The organism is Phenylobacterium composti DSM 19425, assembly GCF_059568645.1.
In genome coordinates this window covers 88,275-105,277 of record NZ_JCANTT010000020.1, presented here as the reverse complement: position 1 = coordinate 105,277, position 17,003 = coordinate 88,275, and the positions used below count along the sequence as shown (strand labels likewise).

Below are 17,003 nucleotides of genomic sequence, written 5' to 3'. Positions count from 1 at the left end.
CTCTTAGTACACGCGCGCCTTGGGCGGGAACGGCGCGATCTCGTTGGTCATGGTGTAGTCGTGCACCGGGCGGTAATCGATCTTCACCTCGCCGGTCCCGTCGTTGAACCAGGTGAGCGTGTGCTTCATCCAGTTCTCGTCGTCGCGCTCGGGATAGTCCTCGTGCGCGTGGGCGCCGCGGCTTTCCTTGCGGTTCTCGGCGCCCGTCACCGTGACCAGGGCCTGGCCGATGAGGTTGTCGAGCTCCAGCGTCTCCATGAGGTCGCTGTTCCAGATCATCGACCGGTCCGAGACCTTCAGGTCGGGCCGCTTGGCGTTCACCGCCTGCATCCGGGCGACGCCCGACTTCAGGGCCTCGCTGGTCCGGTAGACCGCCGCGTCCTCCTGCATGGCCATCTGCATCTCGAGACGCAGGGCCGCCGTCGGCGTCGAGCCGTTGGCGTGGCGGAAGCGGTCGAAGCGCGCCAGGTGCGACTCCGTCATGTGCGGCTTCAGCTCGGGCTGGGTCGCGCCGGGCTTCAGGATGTCGGCCGCGCGCAGGGCGGCCGAGCGGCCGAACACCACGAGGTCGATCAGGCTGTTGGAGCCTAGGCGGTTGGCGCCGTGCACCGACACGCACGCGGCCTCGCCCACGGCCATCAGGCCGGGCACCACCTGGTCGGGATTGTCGCCGGCCTTGGTCACGACCTCCGAGTAGAAGTTCGTGGGAATGCCGCCCATGTTGTAGTGAACGGTCGGCAGGACCGGGATCGGCTCCTTGGTGACGTCCACGCCCGCGAAGATCTTGGCGCTCTCCGAGATGCCCGGCAGGCGCTCGGCGAGGATCTTCGGATCCAGGTGGTCGAGGTGCAGGTAGATGTGGTCCTTCTTCGGACCCACCCCGCGGCCTTCGCGGATTTCCATGGTCATGGCCCGGCTGACCATGTCCCGCGGCGCCAGGTCCTTCACGGTCGGCGCATAGCGCTCCATGAAGCGCTCGCCTTCCGAGTTGGTCAGGTAGCCGCCCTCGCCCCGGGCGCCCTCGGTGATCAGGCAGCCCGCGCCGTAGATGCCGGTCGGGTGGAACTGGACGAACTCCATGTCCTGCAACGGCAGGCCGGCCCGCAGCACCATCCCGCCGCCGTCGCCGGTGCAGGTGTGGGCGCTGGTGGCCGAGAAGTAGGCCCGGCCGTAGCCGCCGGTGGCCAGGATCACCAGCTGGGCCTGGAACCGGTGCAAGGTGCCGTCGTCGAGCTTCCAGGCGGTGACGCCCCGGCAGACGCCCTCATCCATGATCAGGTCGAGGGCGAAGTACTCGATGAAGAACTCCGTATCATGGGCCAGGGACTGGCCGTACATGGTGTGGAGCATGGCGTGGCCGGTCCGGTCGGCGGCCGCGCAGGTGCGTTGGATCGGGGCCTCGCCGAAGTTCCGGGTCATGCCGCCGAAGGCGCGCTGGTAGATCTTGCCGTCGGGCGTGCGGCTGAAGGGCACGCCCCAGTGCTCCAGCTCATAGACCGCCGCCGGCGCGTTCCGGCAGAGGTACTCGATGGCGTCCTGGTCACCGAGCCAGTCCGACCCCTTGACGGTGTCGTACATGTGCCAGCGCCAGTCGTCCTCGCCCATATTGCCCAGCGACGCCGAGATGCCGCCCTGGGCGGCCACGGTGTGCGAGCGGGTGGGGAACACCTTGGTGACGCAGGCGGTCTTCAGCCCGGCCTGGGCGCAACCCAGGGCGGCGCGGAGGCCCGAACCGCCGGCGCCGACGACGACGACGTCGAACTTGTGGTCGATGAATTCGTAAGCGGCCATCGGACTCTCACGCGCCTCCCAGCGCGACCTTCAGCACGGAGAGGACGGCGAGCGCGCCGGCCAGTCCGCAGACGAAGAGGTTCAGGAGCAAAAGGCCAGTCTTGGTCAGGGTCTTGTGGATGTAGTCTTCCACGACGACCCGCAGGCCCGAATGCATGTGCCAGAAGCTGATGGCGATGGTCAGCGCCATCAGGGTCATGTTCAGCGGCGACGAGATCCACTCGACGGCGCCGTAGTAGTCGAGGGCGGCCAGCCGGATGGCGGCGTAGATCGCCCAGAGGGTCAGCGGGACCAGCGCCGCGCCGCCGACGCGTTCGCCGATCCAGTGGCCCACGCCGTGCTTGGCCGAGCCGAGGCCGCGGGCGCGGGAAAGAGGCGTGCGATAGCTGGCCATCAGAGGGCTCCCGTCATGGCGGCGATAACCCACACGGCCAGGGTGGCCGCGATGGTGAAGGCGAAGACGCCCACGGCCGAGGCGTTGGCGCTCTTCACGTCCAGGCCGTGGCCGAGGTCCCAGGTCAGGTGCCGGATGCCGTTGCCCAGGTGATAGAAGGCGCTGAGCGTCAGGCCGAACAGCACGAGCTTGCCGAGGATCGAGCCCATCACGGCCTTGTAGACGGCGTAGGCGTCGGGGCCCGCCGCCAGCGACACCGCCCAGGCCGCCGCGATCAGGGCGCCCACGTACAGCGCCACGCCCGTGGCGCGGTGCAGGATCGACGAGGCCATGGTGATGTGCCACCGCCAGATGGAAAGGTGCGGCGACATCGGCCGCTCGCGCACCACCCTCGAAACTTCCGCCATGCCGTCCCGTCCGTTTCCGATCGTTGGAAGTGGCCACGCTTGTAAGCCTGCGCCCTGCAGTGTCAACGCAGGGCGGGCGCAACCTACCTTCCTTCGTAGCAGCCGAAGCTCGCGCGGATTGGTCTTCGACACAATCTGTCTTTCTTGTAGCGTTCCTTCGCGGGAGACGAAGGATGCGGTTCGACCTGACCGACTTGCGGCTGTTTTGCGAGGTGGTGGACGCTGGCTCCATCACCGCCGGGGCCGAGAAGAGCGCCCTGGCCCTCGCCGCCGCCTCCACCCGCATCCGCAACATGGAGGCCGCCCTGGGGGCGCCGTTGCTGTCCCGCTCGCGCCAGGGCGTGACGCCCACCCCGGCCGGCCGGATGCTCCTGAAGCACGCCCGGGCCATCCTCCTGCAGCAGGCCCGGATGCGCGAGGACCTGTCGGCCTACGCCGGCGGCCTGTCGGGCGAGGTGAGGGTCCTGGCCAACACCAACGCCCTGACCGAATTCCTGCCCGAGGCCCTGTCCAGCTTCCTGGCTGACCACCCGCAGGTCAGCGTCGATCTCGAGGAGCGGCTGAGCGACGAGATCGTCGGCCTGATCGCCGAGGGCGTCGGCGACATCGGCATCGTCGCCGGCACTGTCGAGGTGGGCTCGCTGCAGACCTACCCCTTCCGGTCGGACCGCTTTGTGGTGGTGGCCGCGACCCGCCATCCCCTGGCCACCCGGCGCAGCGTCACCTTCGCCCAGGTGCTGGATTACGACCTCGTGGGGCTGGAGCGGTCGAGCTCCCTGCAGCGCTTCCTCACCGCCAAGGCCACGCGCGAGGGGCGACCGCTGAAGCTTCGGGTGCAGCTGCGCAGCTTCGACGCCGTCTGCCGGCTGGTGGAATGCGGCGTGGGCGTCGGCGTCGTGCCCCGCACCACCGCCCACCGGGCCTCGCGGACCATGGCGCTCTCCATCGTCGAGCTGGACGACGACTGGGCGGCGCGGGAGCTGAAGATCGTGGTCCGGGCCGAGGACGAGCTGCGCCCCTACGCCCGCGAGCTGGTGGCGAGCCTCAGGCCCGCCTAGCGGTCCTCCAGCCAGTCGGCCGAACGCATCTCCTGCAGGCGCGAGGCCGTGCGCTCGAACTCGAACGCCCCGTCGCCCTCGGGATACAGCATCACCGGCTCGGCCTCGGCCAGGACGATCAGCTTCGTGCGGGCCTCGTAGAGCGCGTCGATCAGGATCACGAACCGCCGCGCCTCCTCCCGCCGGGCGGGCTTGAGAGTGGGAACGCCCTCCAGGAACACCGTGTGGAAGCGCTCGGCGATCGCCAGGTAGTCGTTCGGCCCCAGGGCCACCGAGCAGAGGCTGGCGAAGCTCGCCCTCAGCAGCCCGCCGGCCGCATGCGGCAGGGTGATCCGCCGGCCCAGCACCTCCAGGGTCTCGCCGGTCTCCTCCTCGGGGCCCAGCATCTCAGACCACAGGCGGTCGAACTGCCGTTCGTTGTCGGGATCGATGGGCGAGAACCAGGTCCCCGCCGCCCGCAGCCGGTCCAGGCGGTAGTCGTGCGGCCCGGCCACCGACACCACCTCCACCTTGGAGGTCAGGAGGTCGATGAACGGCAGGAAGAGCTGGCGGTTGATGCCGTCCTTGTAGAGCTCGTGTGGCAGGCGGTTGGAGGTGGCCACCAGGGTCACCCCGCGCTCGAACAGGGCCTCGAACAGCCGCCCGAGGATCATGGCGTCGGCGATGTCCGTGACCTGGAACTCGTCAAAGCACAGCAGGGTGGCCTCGCCGGCGATCACGTCGGCCACCGGCGGGATGGGATCATCCCCCTTGGCCTGGCCGAACCGCGCCTTGCGGGCGGCGGCGTCGCCCTTCCGCCAGGCGTCGATCAGCCGGTGCACATCGCCCATGAAGACGTGGAAGTGGGTGCGCCGCTTCTTCGCCGGGGGCGCCGTCTCGAAGAACAGGTCCATCAGCATGGACTTGCCCCGCCCCACCGGCCCCACGAGGTACACCCCCCGAAGGCTCCGGGGCGCAGCCTTGCGGAACAGGCCCTTCAGCCCTGCGGCGGGCTGGGCCTCCGCCAGCTCCCCTTCCAGCCGCACGAGGGCGGCGAGGGCGGCGGCCTGGGCGGCGTCGGGTCGGATTGCGCCCTCCGCGAGGCGGGCGTCATAGGCGGCTTGCAGCGCGGACGGCATCGCCCTCCGCCTAGCCGTCCCCGGCGGACGGCGCAAGGAACGGCCGCCGGTCCACCGGGTTGAGGAGGGGACAGCAGCAAGGAGCCCCACCATGGCCGACCCGAACGATCGCACCTTCAGTCCCAGCCAGGCCGAAGCGAACCGCACCCGCATGCAGGGCGGCGGCGTGGGCGCGCGGGAGATGGACGCCCAGCGCGACCCGGACCGTCTCCAGCGCGCCGCCAGTCCCGAGCCCCGCAGCTTCGCGGCCGATCTTGACGGCGCCACCAACGGCGACCGGCCGAGCGAGGCCGATTTCGGCGACAGCGACATCGCCGCCGCCGGCGAGACCGCCGACGAATCCGGGGCTTCCGGCGACCTCGGGGTCGGCACGCCGCCCAATGTGGACATCCACAAGCTCGGTCAGGCCGACGATCCCGAGGCCGACTGGGGCGAAGCCGCCGGCGAGGGAGCCACCTTCTCGTCCGACCGCGCCAACCGCGGGGACCGCGCGGAGCTGGACCGTAGCCAGGGCGCCAAGACCCGGACGGCCAACAAGGACATCATCAGCCGCAGGCTGTAGGCGCGCGTCCCTCCCCGTCCCCGGGGAGGGATCGCCCTATTTCATCGTCGGGATGACGAAGGCCGAATCCTCGACCGCCCCCTCGGGCCAGCGGGCGGTTACGGTCTTCACCTTGGTGTAGAACCGCACCCCCTCCATGCCGTGCTGGTTCGCATCGCCGAAGGCCGAGCGCTTCCAGCCGCCGAAGGTGTGATAGGCCACCGGCACCGGGATCGGCACATTGATGCCCACCATGCCCACATTCACCCGACTGGCGAATTCCCGGGCGGCGCGGCCGTTGCGGGTGAAGATGGCGACCCCGTTGCCGTACTGGTGCGACGACGGCAGCTCGAGGGCCTCCTCGAAGGTCTCGACCCGGACGATCTGCAGGACCGGCCCGAAGATCTCCTCGTTGTAAGTCTTCATCCCCTTCTTCACGCCGTCGAACAGCGTGGGGCCGATGAAAAAGCCCTTCTCATAGCCCTGGAGGCTGAAGCCCCGCCCGTCCACCACCAGTTCGGCGCCCTCGTCGACACCCGTCTGGATGTAGCCGGCGATCTTGTCCCGGTGCGCCTGGCTGACCACCGGCCCGTACTGCGCCGCCGGGTCGGTGGAGACGCCCACCTTCAGGCTCTCGATCTCGGCCAGCACCCGCTCGCGCACCTCGTCGGCGGTCTTCCGGCCCACCGGGGCCACCACCGGCAGCGCCATGCAGCGTTCCCCGGCCGAGCCATAGGCCGCGCCGATGATGTCCTTGGTGGCCTGGTCCAGATCGGCGTCGGGCAGGATGATCCCGTGGTTCTTGGCCCCGCCCATGGCCTGGACCCGTTTCCCGTTCGCCGTGCCCCGGGAATAGACGTAGTGGGCGATGTCGGACGAGCCCACGAAGCTCACCGCCTTGATGTCCGGATGGTCGAGGATGGCGTCCACCGCCGCCTTGTCCCCATGGACCACGTTCAGCACCCCTGCCGGGGCGCCGGCCTCCATCATCAGCTCGGCCAGCCGCACCGGAACCGTCGGGTCCTTCTCCGAGGGTTTCAGGATGAAGGTGTTCCCCACGGCGATGGCGATGCCGAACATCCACATCGGGATCATGGCTGGGAAGTTGAACGGGGTGATCCCCGCCACCACGCCCAGGGGCTGGCGCATGGAATAGACGTCGATCCCCGGCCCTGCGCCCTCGGTGTATTCGCCCTTCAGGGCGTGCGGGATGCCGCAGGCGAACTCGATCACCTCCAGGCCGCGCTGAATGTCGCCCTTGGAGTCGGCGATCACCTTCCCGTGCTCCGACGAGAGGATCTCGGCCAGCTCGTCCATCCGCGCCTCCACGAGGCGCTTGAACTCGAACATCACCCGGGCCCGGCGCTGCGGATTGACCGCGGCCCAGGCCGGCTGGGCCCTCAGCGCCGCCTGGACCGCGCCGTCCAGCTCGTCCGCCGTGGCCAGGGGCACCCGGGCCTGGACCTCGCCGGTGTTGGGGTTGAACACGTCGCCGAAGCGGCCGGACCGGCCCGCCACGGAGGCCCCGTCGATGAAGTGGGTGATGTCACGCATGACAGCGTTCTACGCCCTCTCGGCCCCAAGCGCCTAGTTTCCCCTGGGGCAGCGGCCCGCCCTGCTCCCGGCCTTGCCCGGCCACGGCGCAGCGGCGCATGTTCCGCCCCATGACCGCGCTCAGCCACGCCCCGGCCCTCGCCAGCCCGAAGGCCCGCGCGCACATCGTGGACGTGCTGATCGCCGAGCGGGCCCCGCGGCTCTCGGCCTCGCCGGCCTGGCCGGTCCTGCGCCCGCTGCTCTACGCCCTGCTGGACTACGCCAAGGCCCGGCGGATGGCCGACGCCATCGCCCCGCTGCAGGGCCGCGCCGCCCTCGACCATGTCTCCGACCTGCTGTCGGTGAAGGTCTCGGCCATCGGGCTTGAGCATGTGCCCGCGCGCGGCCGGGCCGTGGTCATCTGCAACCACCCCACCGGCATCGCCGATGGGATCGCCGTCTTCGACGCCCTCAAGGCCCGGCGGCCTGACATCTGCTTCTACGCCAACGCCGACGCCCACCGGGTCTGCCCGGCCTTCGGCGAGGTGCTGGTTCCGGTGGAATGGGTCGAGGCCAAGCGCACCCGCGAGCGCACCCGCCTCACCCTCCAGCTGACCCGCGAGGCCATGGAGGCCGAGCGCTGCCTGGCCATCTTCCCGGCCGGCCGCCTCGCCCGCCGCCAGCCCGACGGGACCCTCGCCGACCCGCCCTGGGCGCCCACGGCCGTCTCCCTGGCCCGGCGGCACGGGGCGCCGGTGATCCCGGTCCATGTGGCCGGTCCCTGGTCGACCCTGTTCCACCTCTTCCACGGCGTCTCGCAGGAGCTGCGTGACATCACCCTCTTCCACGAACTCCTCAACAAGCAGGGGCGGAAATTCAGCCTCGTCATCGGCCGTCCCATTGCGCCGGACGCGCTCTCGGGCGATCCCGGGGAGGTGACCCTCAAGCTCAAGCGCCACATCGAGGAGGGGCTCGCCGCCGACCCGGAGCGGGCCTTCGCATGATCCAGCCGGCCGCAGGCGATTTCCGCCTCGACGACGAGGCGGCCACCGCGCGGCTGGGCGCCGCCATCGCCGCCGAGCTCAAGGCCGGCGAGGCCGTCTGCCTGAACGGGCCCCTGGGCGCCGGGAAGTCGACCCTGGCCCGCGCCCTGGTCCGGGCCCTGACCCGGCCGGACGAGGACGTCCCTTCGCCCACCTTCACCCTGGTGCAGTTCTACGAGGGGCCGCGCCTGAAGGTCGCCCATTTCGACCTCTATCGCCTTTCGAACCCCGACGAGGCCTATGAGATCGGCCTGGACGAGGCGTTGGACGAGGGTGCGGCGGTCATAGAATGGCCCCAGCGGCTGGAGGGCGCCCTGCCCGCCGACCGACTCGATGTAGAAATCGCCCTTCTGGACGGCGATGCAGACGGCAGGCGCGTGCGGCTCGTCCCGCACGGGGCCTGGGAAGGACGAGGGCTTGAGTTCCGCCCCTGACACGACCCCCGGCAAGACCGACCTCGCCGGCGAGCGCGAGGCGCTGAAGGCCAGCTTCCTCGAGGCTGCGGGTTTCGGCGCGGCCCGCCGCCAGCCCATGGGCGGCGACGCCTCCACCCGCAGCTATGAGCGCCTGCACACGGCGGACGGCGCCACCTTCATCTTCATGGACCAGCCGCCGTCCATGGAGACCGCCCCCTGCCCGCCTGCCGCCACCCCCGCCGAGCGGCAGGGCCTCGGCTACAACGCCCTCGCCCGCCTCGCCGCCGGCCGGGTGGACGCCTTCGTCGCGGTGAGCGGCTGGCTGCGGGCCCAGGGCCTGTCGGCGCCCCAGGTGCTCGCCCATGACGCCGCCGCCGGCCTCGCGGTGCTGGAGGACCTGGGCGACGACCTCTTCGCCCGCCTGATCGCGCGCGGCCAGGACGAGGCTCCGCTCTATGAGGCCGCGATCCAGGCCCTGGTGCGGATGCACGAGGCCGAGCTCCCCGAGGTGCTGGCCTATGACGGGGCGTCCTGGCCCCTGCTCACCTATGACGAGACGGCCCTGGAGACCGCCGACCGGCTGTTCGTGGAATGGCTGCCGAAGCTGAAGCCGGGGCTCGCCTTCGGCCCTGACGCCCTCGCAGAATGGGAAGCCGTCTGGCGGCCGATCCGGGCGCACGGCGCGGCCGGCGCCAGCGTCTTCTGCCACCGGGACTACCACGCCGAGAACCTGATCTGGTTGCCAGACCGCAGCGGCGGGGCCCGCGTCGGCCTCCTCGACTTCCAGGACGCGGTGAAGGCCCACCCGGCCTGGGACCTTTCCATGCTGCTGCATGACGCCCGCCGGGACATCTCCGAGGCCTGCGAGGCCGCGGCCCTCGACACCTATTTCGCCCTGCGCCCGGGCGTGGACCGGGCCCGGATGCTGGCCGACTATCACGCCCTCGGCGCCCTCAACATCGTCCGCATCCTGGGCATCTTCGCCCGCCTGGTGACCCGTGACGGCAAGCCCCGCTACGCCGCCTTCATGCCCAGGCTCTGGGGCTATCTCGACCGCTGCCTGACCGATCCGGAACTGGCGCCCCTCAGGGGCTGGCTGGACCGCCACGTTCCGGCGGAGGCCCGCGCGTGAGCGCCGCGCCCGACACCGCCATGGTGCTGGCCGCAGGGCTCGGCACCCGCATGCGCCCGCTCACCCACACCATGCCCAAGTGCTTGGTGCCGGTGGCCGGACGGCCGCTCATCGACCATGTTCTGGACCGGCTGAAGACCGCGGGCATCCGCCGCGCCGTGGTCAATGTCCACCACTTCGCCGACCAGGTGGAGGCCCACCTCTCCGGCCGCACCGACCTCGACATCGTCATCTCCGACGAGCGGGCCGAGCTGCTGGACTCCGGCGGCGGCATCCGCCACGCCCTGCCGCTGCTGGGCGATCGTCCTGTGATGCTGGCCAATATCGACAGCCTCTGGATCGAGGGCGAGCGCCCCGCCCTCGAGACCCTCAAGGCGGCCTGGGACCCGGCCCGCATGGACCTTCTCCTGCTGCTGGTGAGGCGCGGCCAGGGAATCGGGTTCGAGGGCCCGCAGGGCTTTTTCATGGACGAGGCCGGCCGCCTCACCCACTCCACCTCGCCCGACGTCGCCACCCCCTACGCCAACGTCGGCTTCGGCATCCTCAATCCGCAGATCCTGGCCGACGAGCCGGACGCGGCCTTCCCGATCCAGCCCACCTGGCGGCGACTGCAGGCCGCCGGGCGCCTGCACGGCGTGGCCATGGACGCCTTCTGGATGCACGTCGGCGATCCAGCCGCCCGGGACGCGGCGGAGCAGAGGCTCGCGTGACGGCCTTCTTCGAGCGTCCCGGGCCGCGCTGGTTCAGCATCCCGGCGCACCGGCCGTTCGCCGATGATCTCGCCCGCGGCCTGTATGACGCCCTGAGCCCCTTCGGCCCCGAGGCCCTGTCCGACGCCCTCGTCCTGACGCCCACCCGCCGGGGCGCCCGGGCCGTGGCCGACGCCTTCGTTCGGGCCGCCGATGGCCGCGCCGTCCTGCCGCCGCAGATGCGTCCCTTGGGCGACCTGGAGGCCGGGGAGCCGCCCTTCGAGCCGGGCGACCTCGCCCTCGACCTGCCCGCCGCCATCGATCCCCTGCGCCGCCGCTTCGAGCTCACCCGCCTGGTGGCCGAGCACTGGAGCCTGCTGCCCGGGCGGGAGCTCACCGCCTCGGCCGCCCTGGAGCTGGCCGACGCCCTCGGCGGCTTCCTCGACAGCCTGCAGATCGAGGAGATCGAGGCCGGAGAGAAGCTCGCCGGCCTGGTGGAGGCCGACCTCGCCGAGCACTGGCGCGTCAGCCGCGAATTCCTGGAAACCGCCCTCGTAGAGTGGCCCAGGCGCCTGAAGGCCCTGGGCGTGGTCGACGTCAACGAGCGCCGGGTGCGGCTCCTGCGGCGCCTGGCCGAGGTCTGGACCGCCAAGCCGCCCCAGGGCGTGCTCGTGGCCGCCGGCTCCACCGGCACCGCCCCCGCCACCGCCGACCTGCTGGCGGTGATCGCCGCCGCTCCCCGCGGGGCCGTCGTCGTCCCGGGCCTCGACGACAGCCTGGCCGAGGACGCCTGGCGCCATGTGGACGAGCAGCATCCCCAGGGCGCCCTGCGGCGTCTCCTGGCCCGCTCGGGCATCGATCGCGGGGACGTGGAGGTCTGGCCCGCGTCGCTGGCCCACCGGGCCCAGGGCCGCTGGCGCCGCCGGGTGATCAACGAGGCCCTGCGCCCGCCCAAGGCCACCGCCGACTGGCTGCACGCCATCGACCAGCTCCGCGCCGAGGCCCGGGCCGAGACGATCGACCCCATTGCCGCCGGCCTCGAGGGCCTGTCCCTGGTCAGCGCCCGCTCCGAAGAGGAGGCCGCCGCAGTCGCCGCCCTCCTGCTGCGCGAGGCCCTGGAGACGCCGGGCAAGACCGCCGCCCTGGTCACTCCCGACCAGGTTCTGGCCCGTCGGGTCACCGCCAAGCTCGGCCGCTGGGGCATCGTGCCGGACTCCTCCGCGGGGGCGCCCCTGGCCGGCTGTCGCTGCGGGGTGCTGGCCGGCCTGGTGGCCCGGGCCATGGTCGATCCCCTGGCGCCCGTCACGCTGCTGGCCCTGCTCAAGCATCCCGACGTGCATCTCGGCTTCACGCCCGAAGACCTCGCCCGCCAGCGCGACATCCTGGAACGCTACGGCCTGCGCGGCGCCCGGCCCTGGCGCTGGGAGACTCTGGAGGCCCGGCTGGCGGCCAAGAAGCACCCCGGCCTGCCGCTGGTCGCCGCCCTGCAGGACAGGCTCGGCGACCCGCCCCAGGAGGGAACGGTCAGCGACCTCGCCCGCCGCCTCGCCGCGACCATGGAGGCCCTGGCCGCCGACGCCAGCGGGGGACGCGCCGAGCTCTGGGGCGGGCACGGCGGCGAGGCCATGAGCCGGCTCCTGGCCGGGCTGATCCACGAAACCCACGGCCTGCCTGAGGTCTCCACCCGCCAGTTCGCCGACCTTCTCGCCCGGCTGATGGAGGGCGAGACCATCCGCACGGGCGGCGCCACCCATCCGCGCCTGCGCATCCTGGGCGCCATCGAGGCCCGCCTGGTGCGCGCCGACCGCCTGGTGGTGGCCGGCCTGGAGGAGGGCGTCTGGCCGCGGGGAGCCCCCCTTGATCCGTTCCTGTCGCGGCCCATGCGCAAGACCCTCGGCCTGCCGCCGCCCGAGCGCCGGGTCGGCCTCGCCGCTCACGACTTCGCCCAGGCCGCCTGCGCCCCCGAGGTGGTGCTGCTGCACGCCGAACGCCGGGACGGCCAGCCGGCGGTGAAGTCACGCTGGCTCTGGCGGCTGGAGACCCTCGCCCGAGGCGCGGGCGTCCAGATTCCCGGCCGCCCCGAGGCCCTGGCCTGGGCCCGCGGCCTCGACGCCCCCGACGTCTACGCCCCCGTGGGCCGCCCCGCGCCCTGCCCGCCGGTGGAGGCCCGGCCGCGGGAACTGTTCGTCACCCGTGTAGAAACCCTGACACGCGACCCCTACGCCGTCTGGGCCCGGGACATCCTGAACCTGCGCCCCCTGGACCGGCCCGACGAGCCGGTGGAGGCGCGGGCTCGGGGCACGGCCATCCACGCCGCCTTCGAGCGCTTCGCCATCGCTCACCCGCGCGAACTCCCGCCCGACGCCGCCGCCATCTTCGAGGCCCTCTATGTGGAGGAGCTGGAGAAGGCCGGGATGCCCCGGGAGGCCCTGGCCCGGGAAAGCGCCCTGGCCCGAGAAGCCGCCGGCTGGGTCGCCGAACTCGAGGCCCGCCGCCGGACGGACGGGCGCGCCATCCATGTGGAGCAGACCGGCAGGATGCCGGTTCGCGTCGACGGCCATGAAATCATCCTCGGCGCCAAGGCCGACCGCATCGAGGCGGACCCGGAGGGCTACGGCCACATCCTCGACTACAAGACCGGCCGCGCGCCCTCGCAGAAGGTCGTGAACGCCGGCTTCTCACCCCAGCTCACCCTCACCGCCGCCATCCTCGCCGCCGGCGGCTTCGAGCGCATCGGCCGGCTCGTTCCCGGCGAACTGGTCTATCTGGAAGTCACCGGCCGCCGTCCCGCCGGTCGCGAGGAGGTTCGGGCCACCGTCAGCGAGAGCGCCGAGGCCGCAGCTCGGGCCCTCGACGGGGCGCGCCGGCTGCTCGCCCGCTACATGCGTCCGGACCAGCCCTATGTCTCGCGCACAGCCCCGCAGTTCGTGAAGACCTACGCCTCCGACTACGACCACCTGGCCCGGGTGTTCGAATGGTCCACCAGCGGCGAGGAGGGCGAGGCTTGACCCTGCACATCCCGCCCCAGGAACACCAGCGCACCGCCGCCGATCCGGCCATCTCGGCCTTCGTCACGGCCAACGCCGGCTCGGGCAAGACCAAGACCCTTATCGACCGGGTGGCTCGCCTGCTGCTCGCCGGCGCCGAGCCCGAGACCATCCTGTGCGTCACCTACACCAAGGCCGCCGCCGCCGAGATGCAGCGCCGCCTGTTCGCCCGCCTCGGCGGCTGGTCGGTGATGGCCGACGACCTGCTCACCCGCGAACTGGCCGACCTGGAGGGCCGCCCGAAGGACTCCTACGACGATCGGCGCCTGTCCGAGGCCCGGGCGCTGTTCGCCCGAGCCCTGGAGACCCCCAGCGGCCTGAAGATCCAGACCATCCACGCCTTCTGCGAAAAGCTGCTCCGGCGCTTTCCGCTGGAGGCCGGCATCTCCCCCGGCTTCCGGGTGATGGACGATGCGGCCGCCGCCTCCGTGGCCGCCGCCGCCCGGGCCGCCGTCGCCCGCCACGCCCTCAAGGGCGAGGGGCCCGTGGCCGAGGCCTACGCCCGCCTGTCGGTGGCCCTCGACTTCGGGGCCTTCCAGCAGATGTTCCTGGATTTCGAGGCCCGCCGCGGCAAGCTGCGGGAGTTTTTCGAGAGCCGGGGCGGCTATGCGGGCGCTGCGGCCTGGGTCTGGGATGTCTGCGCCCTTGAGCCCGGCGAGGACGCCGAGGCCGTGGAGCGCGCGGCCCTCGCCGCCCTCGACCGCAACCTCTGGCGCGCCGCCGCCGAGGCGCTCTCCGCCGGCGGCGTCACCGACGTGAAGTGCGCCGCCCTCCTGCGGGCCGTAGCCGACGCCCCCACCTTCGCCGGCGCCCTGGCCGCCCTCTTCACCGAGAAGGGCGAGGGCACGCCCGCCGCCTGGGTCGCCAAGACCTCGGGCCTCAAGGCCCACGAGGGCCTGCGCATGGCCCTGCTGACCGAACAGGACCGCCTCGCCCGGGCCCGGGACCGGCTCCGCGCCGCAAAGGTCGCCGCCGACACCCTCGACGCCCTGATGCTGGCCGAGGCCTATCTGGCCGCCTACCGGGTGGAGAAGACCGCCGCCGGCGCCCTCGACTTCGCCGACCTGATCGAAAAGACCCGCGCCCTGCTGGCCAGCCGCCCGGCCGCCGCCTGGGTGCTCTACAAGCTGGACGGCGGCATCGATCACATCCTGGTGGACGAGGCCCAGGACACCGCCCCCGATCAGTGGGAGATCGTCCGCGCCCTCACCGGGGAGTTCTTCGCCGGCGAAGGCCTGCTCCGCCGCAGCGAGACTGAACGCACCCTCTTCGTCGTCGGCGACGAGAAGCAGTCCATCTACTCCTTCCAGGGCGCCGCCCCCGAACGGCTTCTGGCCGAGACCGAACGCTACGTGGCCGAGATCGCCGCCGCCGGCCGCAAGGGCGCGGCCGTGCCCCTGCACGCCTCCTGGCGCTCCACCGTGGAGGTGCTGTCCTTTGTGGACGCGGTGTTCGCCAACGGCGTGCCCCCGGGGATCGAGCCCCTGGAGCACATCCCCATGCGGGCGGGCGAGCGCGGCTGCGTCGATCTTTGGCCCCTGGTCCGCGAGCCCCCGGTCGAGAGCCGCGAGGCCTGGGACGCGCCCCTCGACGCCGCGAGCGACGAGAGCGCGGTCAAGGTCCTGGCCCGTCACATCGCCTGCGAGGTCCGCGACCTCGTGGCCCGGGGCGATGCGGTGATGGAGGGAGACAAGCCCCGGCCCGCCAGCTTCGGCGACGTGCTGATCCTGGTCCGCAAGCGCGGCGCCCTCTTCGAGGAGATCCTGCGCGCCCTGAAGCACGCCGGCGTGCCGGTGGCCGGCGCCGACCGCCTGGCGCTCTCCGAGCACATCGTCTTCGACGACCTCATGGCCCTGGCCCGGTTCGCCCTCTTCCCGGACGACGACCTGACCCTGGCCGCCCTGCTCAAGAGCCCCTTCTGCGGCCTCACCGACGAAGACCTGTTCCAGCTCGCCTGGGAGCGGCAGGCCTCCCTGTGGCGGACCCTCCAGGCCCGGGCCGCGGAACAGCCCGCCTGGACCGCCGCGGCGGGCTTCCTGACGACCATGCGCGAGGCCGCGCCCGCCGGGCCGTTCGAGTTCTACAGCCGGGCCCTCGCCTTCCGCGACGAAGCCGGCCACTCCATGCGCATGCGGCTCCTCCGCCGGCTCGGAGCCGAGGCCGAGGACGCCCTGGACGAGTTCCTGGCCCAGGTGCTCGCCGCCGAAGGCCGCGGCGTCCATGACCTGGAGACCCTGGCCGCGGACTTCGCCGGCCTCGACATCGTGGTGAAGCGCGAGCTGGAAGGCGGCCGCAACGAGGTTCGGGTGATGACCGCCCACGGCGCCAAGGGCCTGGAAGCGCCGGTGGTGATCCTCCCCGAGACCACCGCCGAACAGGGCGCCCGGGGATCGCCCCTGCTGGAAACCGCCGACGGCGGCTTCCTGTGGTGCGCCAGCGGCAAGGCCGACTGCGAGGCCTCGGCCGCCGCCCGGGCCCTGCGCCAGACCCGGGAGGCCGAGGAATCCCTCCGCCTGCTGTACGTGGCCCTCACCCGCGCCCGGGAACGGCTGATCCTCTGCGGCCGCATCGCCGCCAACCGCAAGGAGGAGGGCATCAAGGGCTGGTGGGCGGCCATCAAGGCCGGCTTCGCCCACGAGCGGATCGCCCCCCATGTGCGCCCGGCCGCCTGCGGCGAGATCATGATCGAGCGCTACGGCCCGGATCCCGTAGCGCTCGGCCGCGTCGACGCCGCCGCGCCCCGGGCGTCCACCCTGCCGGCCTGGACCAGCATCGACCCGGCTCCCGAGGCCTTCGCCCGCTACGCCTCGCCGTCCGACCTCGGCGAAGGGACGCATGTCGCCGCGCCCTCGCCGCTTTCGGCGGCCGGCGGCCTCGGCCGCTTCCGCCGGGGCGACCTGATTCACCGCCTGCTTCAGGTGTTGCCCGACCTTCCCCCGGCCGAACGGGCGGCCGGCGCCCGGGCCCTGCTCGCCCGCGAGCCCGACCTCTCGGACGATCAGCGGGCCGAGATGGCGGGCGCGGCCCTGTCGGTGCTCGACGATCGGCGATTCGCCGAGGTGTTCGGCCCCGGCTCCCGGTCCGAGGTGGCCATCGCCGGGACCGCCGCAACCTTGCCGCCCGGCCTGAAGATCTCGGGGCGCATCGACCGCCTGGTGGTGCTGCCGGATCGGGTGCTGGTGGCCGACTTCAAGACCAATCGCCCTTCGCCCGACCGGATCGAGGACGCGGATCCGGCCTATCTGCGCCAGATGGCGCTCTATGCCGCGGTGCTGGACGAGGTGTTCCCCGGACGCCGGATCGAGGCCGCCCTCGTCTGGACGGACGGGCCGAAGCTGATGACCGTTCCAGAAAAGCTGATGGAGCGGGTTCTTGCCGAGCTTCGCCGTGGCGGTTGATACCTGCGCCGGGGCCGCCTACATCGACGGATCGAACAGACGTGCGCCGGCGTTCAAGCGCCCAACCCGGCAGCCGGCCGCGCGCGAGAGGAGTTGTTTCCTATGAGCACCGTGAAGGTCACCGACGCCACCTTCGAGACCGAGGTCCTGCAGGCTGAAGGCCCCGTGCTCGTCGACTTCTGGGCGGAATGGTGCGGCCCCTGCAAGCAGATCGCCCCGGCCCTCGAGCAGCTCTCCGAGGAACTCGCCGGCAAGGTGACGATCGCCAAGCTGGACATCGAGGACAGCCCCACCACGCCCTCGCGCTACGGCGTGCGCGGCATCCCCACCATGATGCTCTTCAAGGGCGGCCAGATGGCCTCCATGAAGGTGGGCGCCATGCCCAAGCAGAAGATTCTGGAATGGCTGACCGAGGCCGGCGTCGCCGCCTGACCGC

General features: G+C 72.1%; 14 protein-coding genes. 9 read left to right on the top strand and 5 right to left on the bottom strand.

Features of this window, described 5'->3' with window-relative positions; genetic code table 11:
- Positions 1 to 3: 3 nt before the first annotated feature.
- From sdhA to sdhC, 3 genes are read right to left on the bottom strand one after another with little or no spacing between them, the layout of a single operon-like run.
- On the bottom strand, positions 4 to 1,791 hold the full coding sequence (gene sdhA, locus BO64_RS15965; RefSeq protein ID WP_496404300.1) for a succinate dehydrogenase flavoprotein subunit: 1,788 nt from the start codon (positions 1,789 to 1,791) through the stop codon (positions 4 to 6).
- A 7-nt stretch (positions 1,792 to 1,798) separates the two neighbouring features.
- Positions 1,799 to 2,185, bottom strand: a complete 387-nt coding sequence (gene sdhD / locus BO64_RS15960; protein WP_496404299.1) for a succinate dehydrogenase, hydrophobic membrane anchor protein — start codon at positions 2,183 to 2,185, stop codon at positions 1,799 to 1,801.
- Entirely contained in the window at positions 2,185 to 2,592 is a 408-nt protein-coding gene (gene sdhC, locus BO64_RS15955; protein ID WP_496404298.1) for a succinate dehydrogenase, cytochrome b556 subunit, read from the bottom strand. Before sdhC ends, sdhD begins: the two co-directional genes overlap by 1 nt.
- 173 nt (positions 2,593 to 2,765) lie before the next feature.
- Between sdhC and BO64_RS15950 the strand changes: the two genes are divergently transcribed.
- Positions 2,766 to 3,650 carry a LysR family transcriptional regulator gene (locus BO64_RS15950; protein WP_496404297.1) on the top strand — a complete coding sequence of 295 codons (885 nt, stop codon included), beginning with the start codon at positions 2,766 to 2,768 and terminating at the stop codon, positions 3,648 to 3,650.
- Here BO64_RS15950 and zapE read toward each other — a convergent pair.
- Positions 3,647 to 4,768, bottom strand: coding sequence for a cell division protein ZapE (zapE, locus tag BO64_RS15945; RefSeq protein ID WP_496404296.1), 1,122 nt, complete (start codon positions 4,766 to 4,768; stop codon positions 3,647 to 3,649). The two genes, BO64_RS15950 and zapE, sit on opposite strands and share 4 nt — an antisense overlap.
- Before the next feature lie 91 nt (positions 4,769 to 4,859).
- Between zapE and BO64_RS15940 the strand changes: the two genes are divergently transcribed.
- The gene (locus tag BO64_RS15940) at positions 4,860 to 5,330 is read left to right on the top strand and encodes a hypothetical protein (RefSeq protein ID WP_496404295.1); all 471 of its coding nucleotides are present in this window, start codon (positions 4,860 to 4,862) and stop codon (positions 5,328 to 5,330) included.
- Between the two features lie 36 nt (positions 5,331 to 5,366).
- Here the strand turns inward: BO64_RS15940 and BO64_RS15935 are convergent, their stop codons facing one another.
- The gene (locus BO64_RS15935) at positions 5,367 to 6,863 is read right to left on the bottom strand and encodes a CoA-acylating methylmalonate-semialdehyde dehydrogenase (RefSeq protein WP_496404294.1); all 1,497 of its coding nucleotides are present in this window, start codon (positions 6,861 to 6,863) and stop codon (positions 5,367 to 5,369) included.
- Positions 6,864 to 6,961: 98 nt separating this feature from the next.
- Between BO64_RS15935 and BO64_RS15930 the strand changes: the two genes are divergently transcribed.
- The 7 genes from BO64_RS15930 to trxA all read left to right on the top strand — a co-directional run bounded on the left by BO64_RS15930 (position 6,962) and on the right by trxA (position 16,999).
- Positions 6,962 to 7,846 carry a GNAT family N-acetyltransferase gene (locus BO64_RS15930; RefSeq protein ID WP_496404293.1) on the top strand — a complete coding sequence of 295 codons (885 nt, stop codon included), beginning with the start codon at positions 6,962 to 6,964 and terminating at the stop codon, positions 7,844 to 7,846.
- Complete coding sequence (gene tsaE / locus BO64_RS15925; protein WP_496404292.1) at positions 7,843 to 8,319, top strand: tRNA (adenosine(37)-N6)-threonylcarbamoyltransferase complex ATPase subunit type 1 TsaE; 477 nt, start codon at positions 7,843 to 7,845, stop codon at positions 8,317 to 8,319. The genes BO64_RS15930 and tsaE overlap by 4 nt, the downstream gene beginning before the upstream one ends.
- Entirely contained in the window at positions 8,303 to 9,433 is a 1,131-nt protein-coding gene (amgK, locus tag BO64_RS15920) for an N-acetylmuramate/N-acetylglucosamine kinase AmgK (RefSeq protein WP_496404291.1), read from the top strand. The genes tsaE and amgK overlap by 17 nt, the downstream gene beginning before the upstream one ends.
- Positions 9,430 to 10,143, top strand: a complete 714-nt coding sequence (locus BO64_RS15915) for a nucleotidyltransferase family protein (RefSeq protein ID WP_496404290.1) — start codon at positions 9,430 to 9,432, stop codon at positions 10,141 to 10,143. Before amgK ends, BO64_RS15915 begins: the two co-directional genes overlap by 4 nt.
- On the top strand, positions 10,140 to 13,130 hold the full coding sequence (gene addB / locus BO64_RS15910) for a double-strand break repair protein AddB (protein ID WP_496404289.1): 2,991 nt from the start codon (positions 10,140 to 10,142) through the stop codon (positions 13,128 to 13,130). Before BO64_RS15915 ends, addB begins: the two co-directional genes overlap by 4 nt.
- Positions 13,127 to 16,567, top strand: a complete 3,441-nt coding sequence (gene addA / locus BO64_RS15905) for a double-strand break repair helicase AddA (RefSeq protein ID WP_496404288.1) — start codon at positions 13,127 to 13,129, stop codon at positions 16,565 to 16,567. Before addB ends, addA begins: the two co-directional genes overlap by 4 nt.
- Before the next feature lie 102 nt (positions 16,568 to 16,669).
- On the top strand, positions 16,670 to 16,999 hold the full coding sequence (gene trxA / locus BO64_RS15900; RefSeq protein WP_496404287.1) for a thioredoxin: 330 nt from the start codon (positions 16,670 to 16,672) through the stop codon (positions 16,997 to 16,999).
- The last annotated feature ends 4 nt before the right edge of the window (positions 17,000 to 17,003 follow it).

Excerpts from the sequence above, each read along its gene's own strand:
- sdhA (WP_496404300.1), bottom strand. The coding sequence starts at position 1,791 with ATGGCCGCTTACGAATTCATCGACCACAAGTTCGACGTCGTCGTCGTC.
- sdhD (WP_496404299.1), bottom strand. The coding sequence starts at position 2,185 with ATGGCCAGCTATCGCACGCCTCTTTCCCGCGCCCGCGGCCTCGGCTCG.
- sdhC (WP_496404298.1), bottom strand. The coding sequence starts at position 2,592 with ATGGCGGAAGTTTCGAGGGTGGTGCGCGAGCGGCCGATGTCGCCGCAC.
- BO64_RS15950 (WP_496404297.1), top strand. The coding sequence starts at position 2,766 with ATGCGGTTCGACCTGACCGACTTGCGGCTGTTTTGCGAGGTGGTGGAC.
- zapE (WP_496404296.1), bottom strand. The coding sequence starts at position 4,768 with ATGCCGTCCGCGCTGCAAGCCGCCTATGACGCCCGCCTCGCGGAGGGC.
- BO64_RS15940 (WP_496404295.1), top strand. The coding sequence starts at position 4,860 with ATGGCCGACCCGAACGATCGCACCTTCAGTCCCAGCCAGGCCGAAGCG.
- BO64_RS15935 (WP_496404294.1), bottom strand. The coding sequence starts at position 6,863 with ATGCGTGACATCACCCACTTCATCGACGGGGCCTCCGTGGCGGGCCGG.
- BO64_RS15930 (WP_496404293.1), top strand. The coding sequence starts at position 6,962 with ATGTTCCGCCCCATGACCGCGCTCAGCCACGCCCCGGCCCTCGCCAGC.
- tsaE (WP_496404292.1), top strand. The coding sequence starts at position 7,843 with ATGATCCAGCCGGCCGCAGGCGATTTCCGCCTCGACGACGAGGCGGCC.
- trxA (WP_496404287.1), top strand. The coding sequence starts at position 16,670 with ATGAGCACCGTGAAGGTCACCGACGCCACCTTCGAGACCGAGGTCCTG.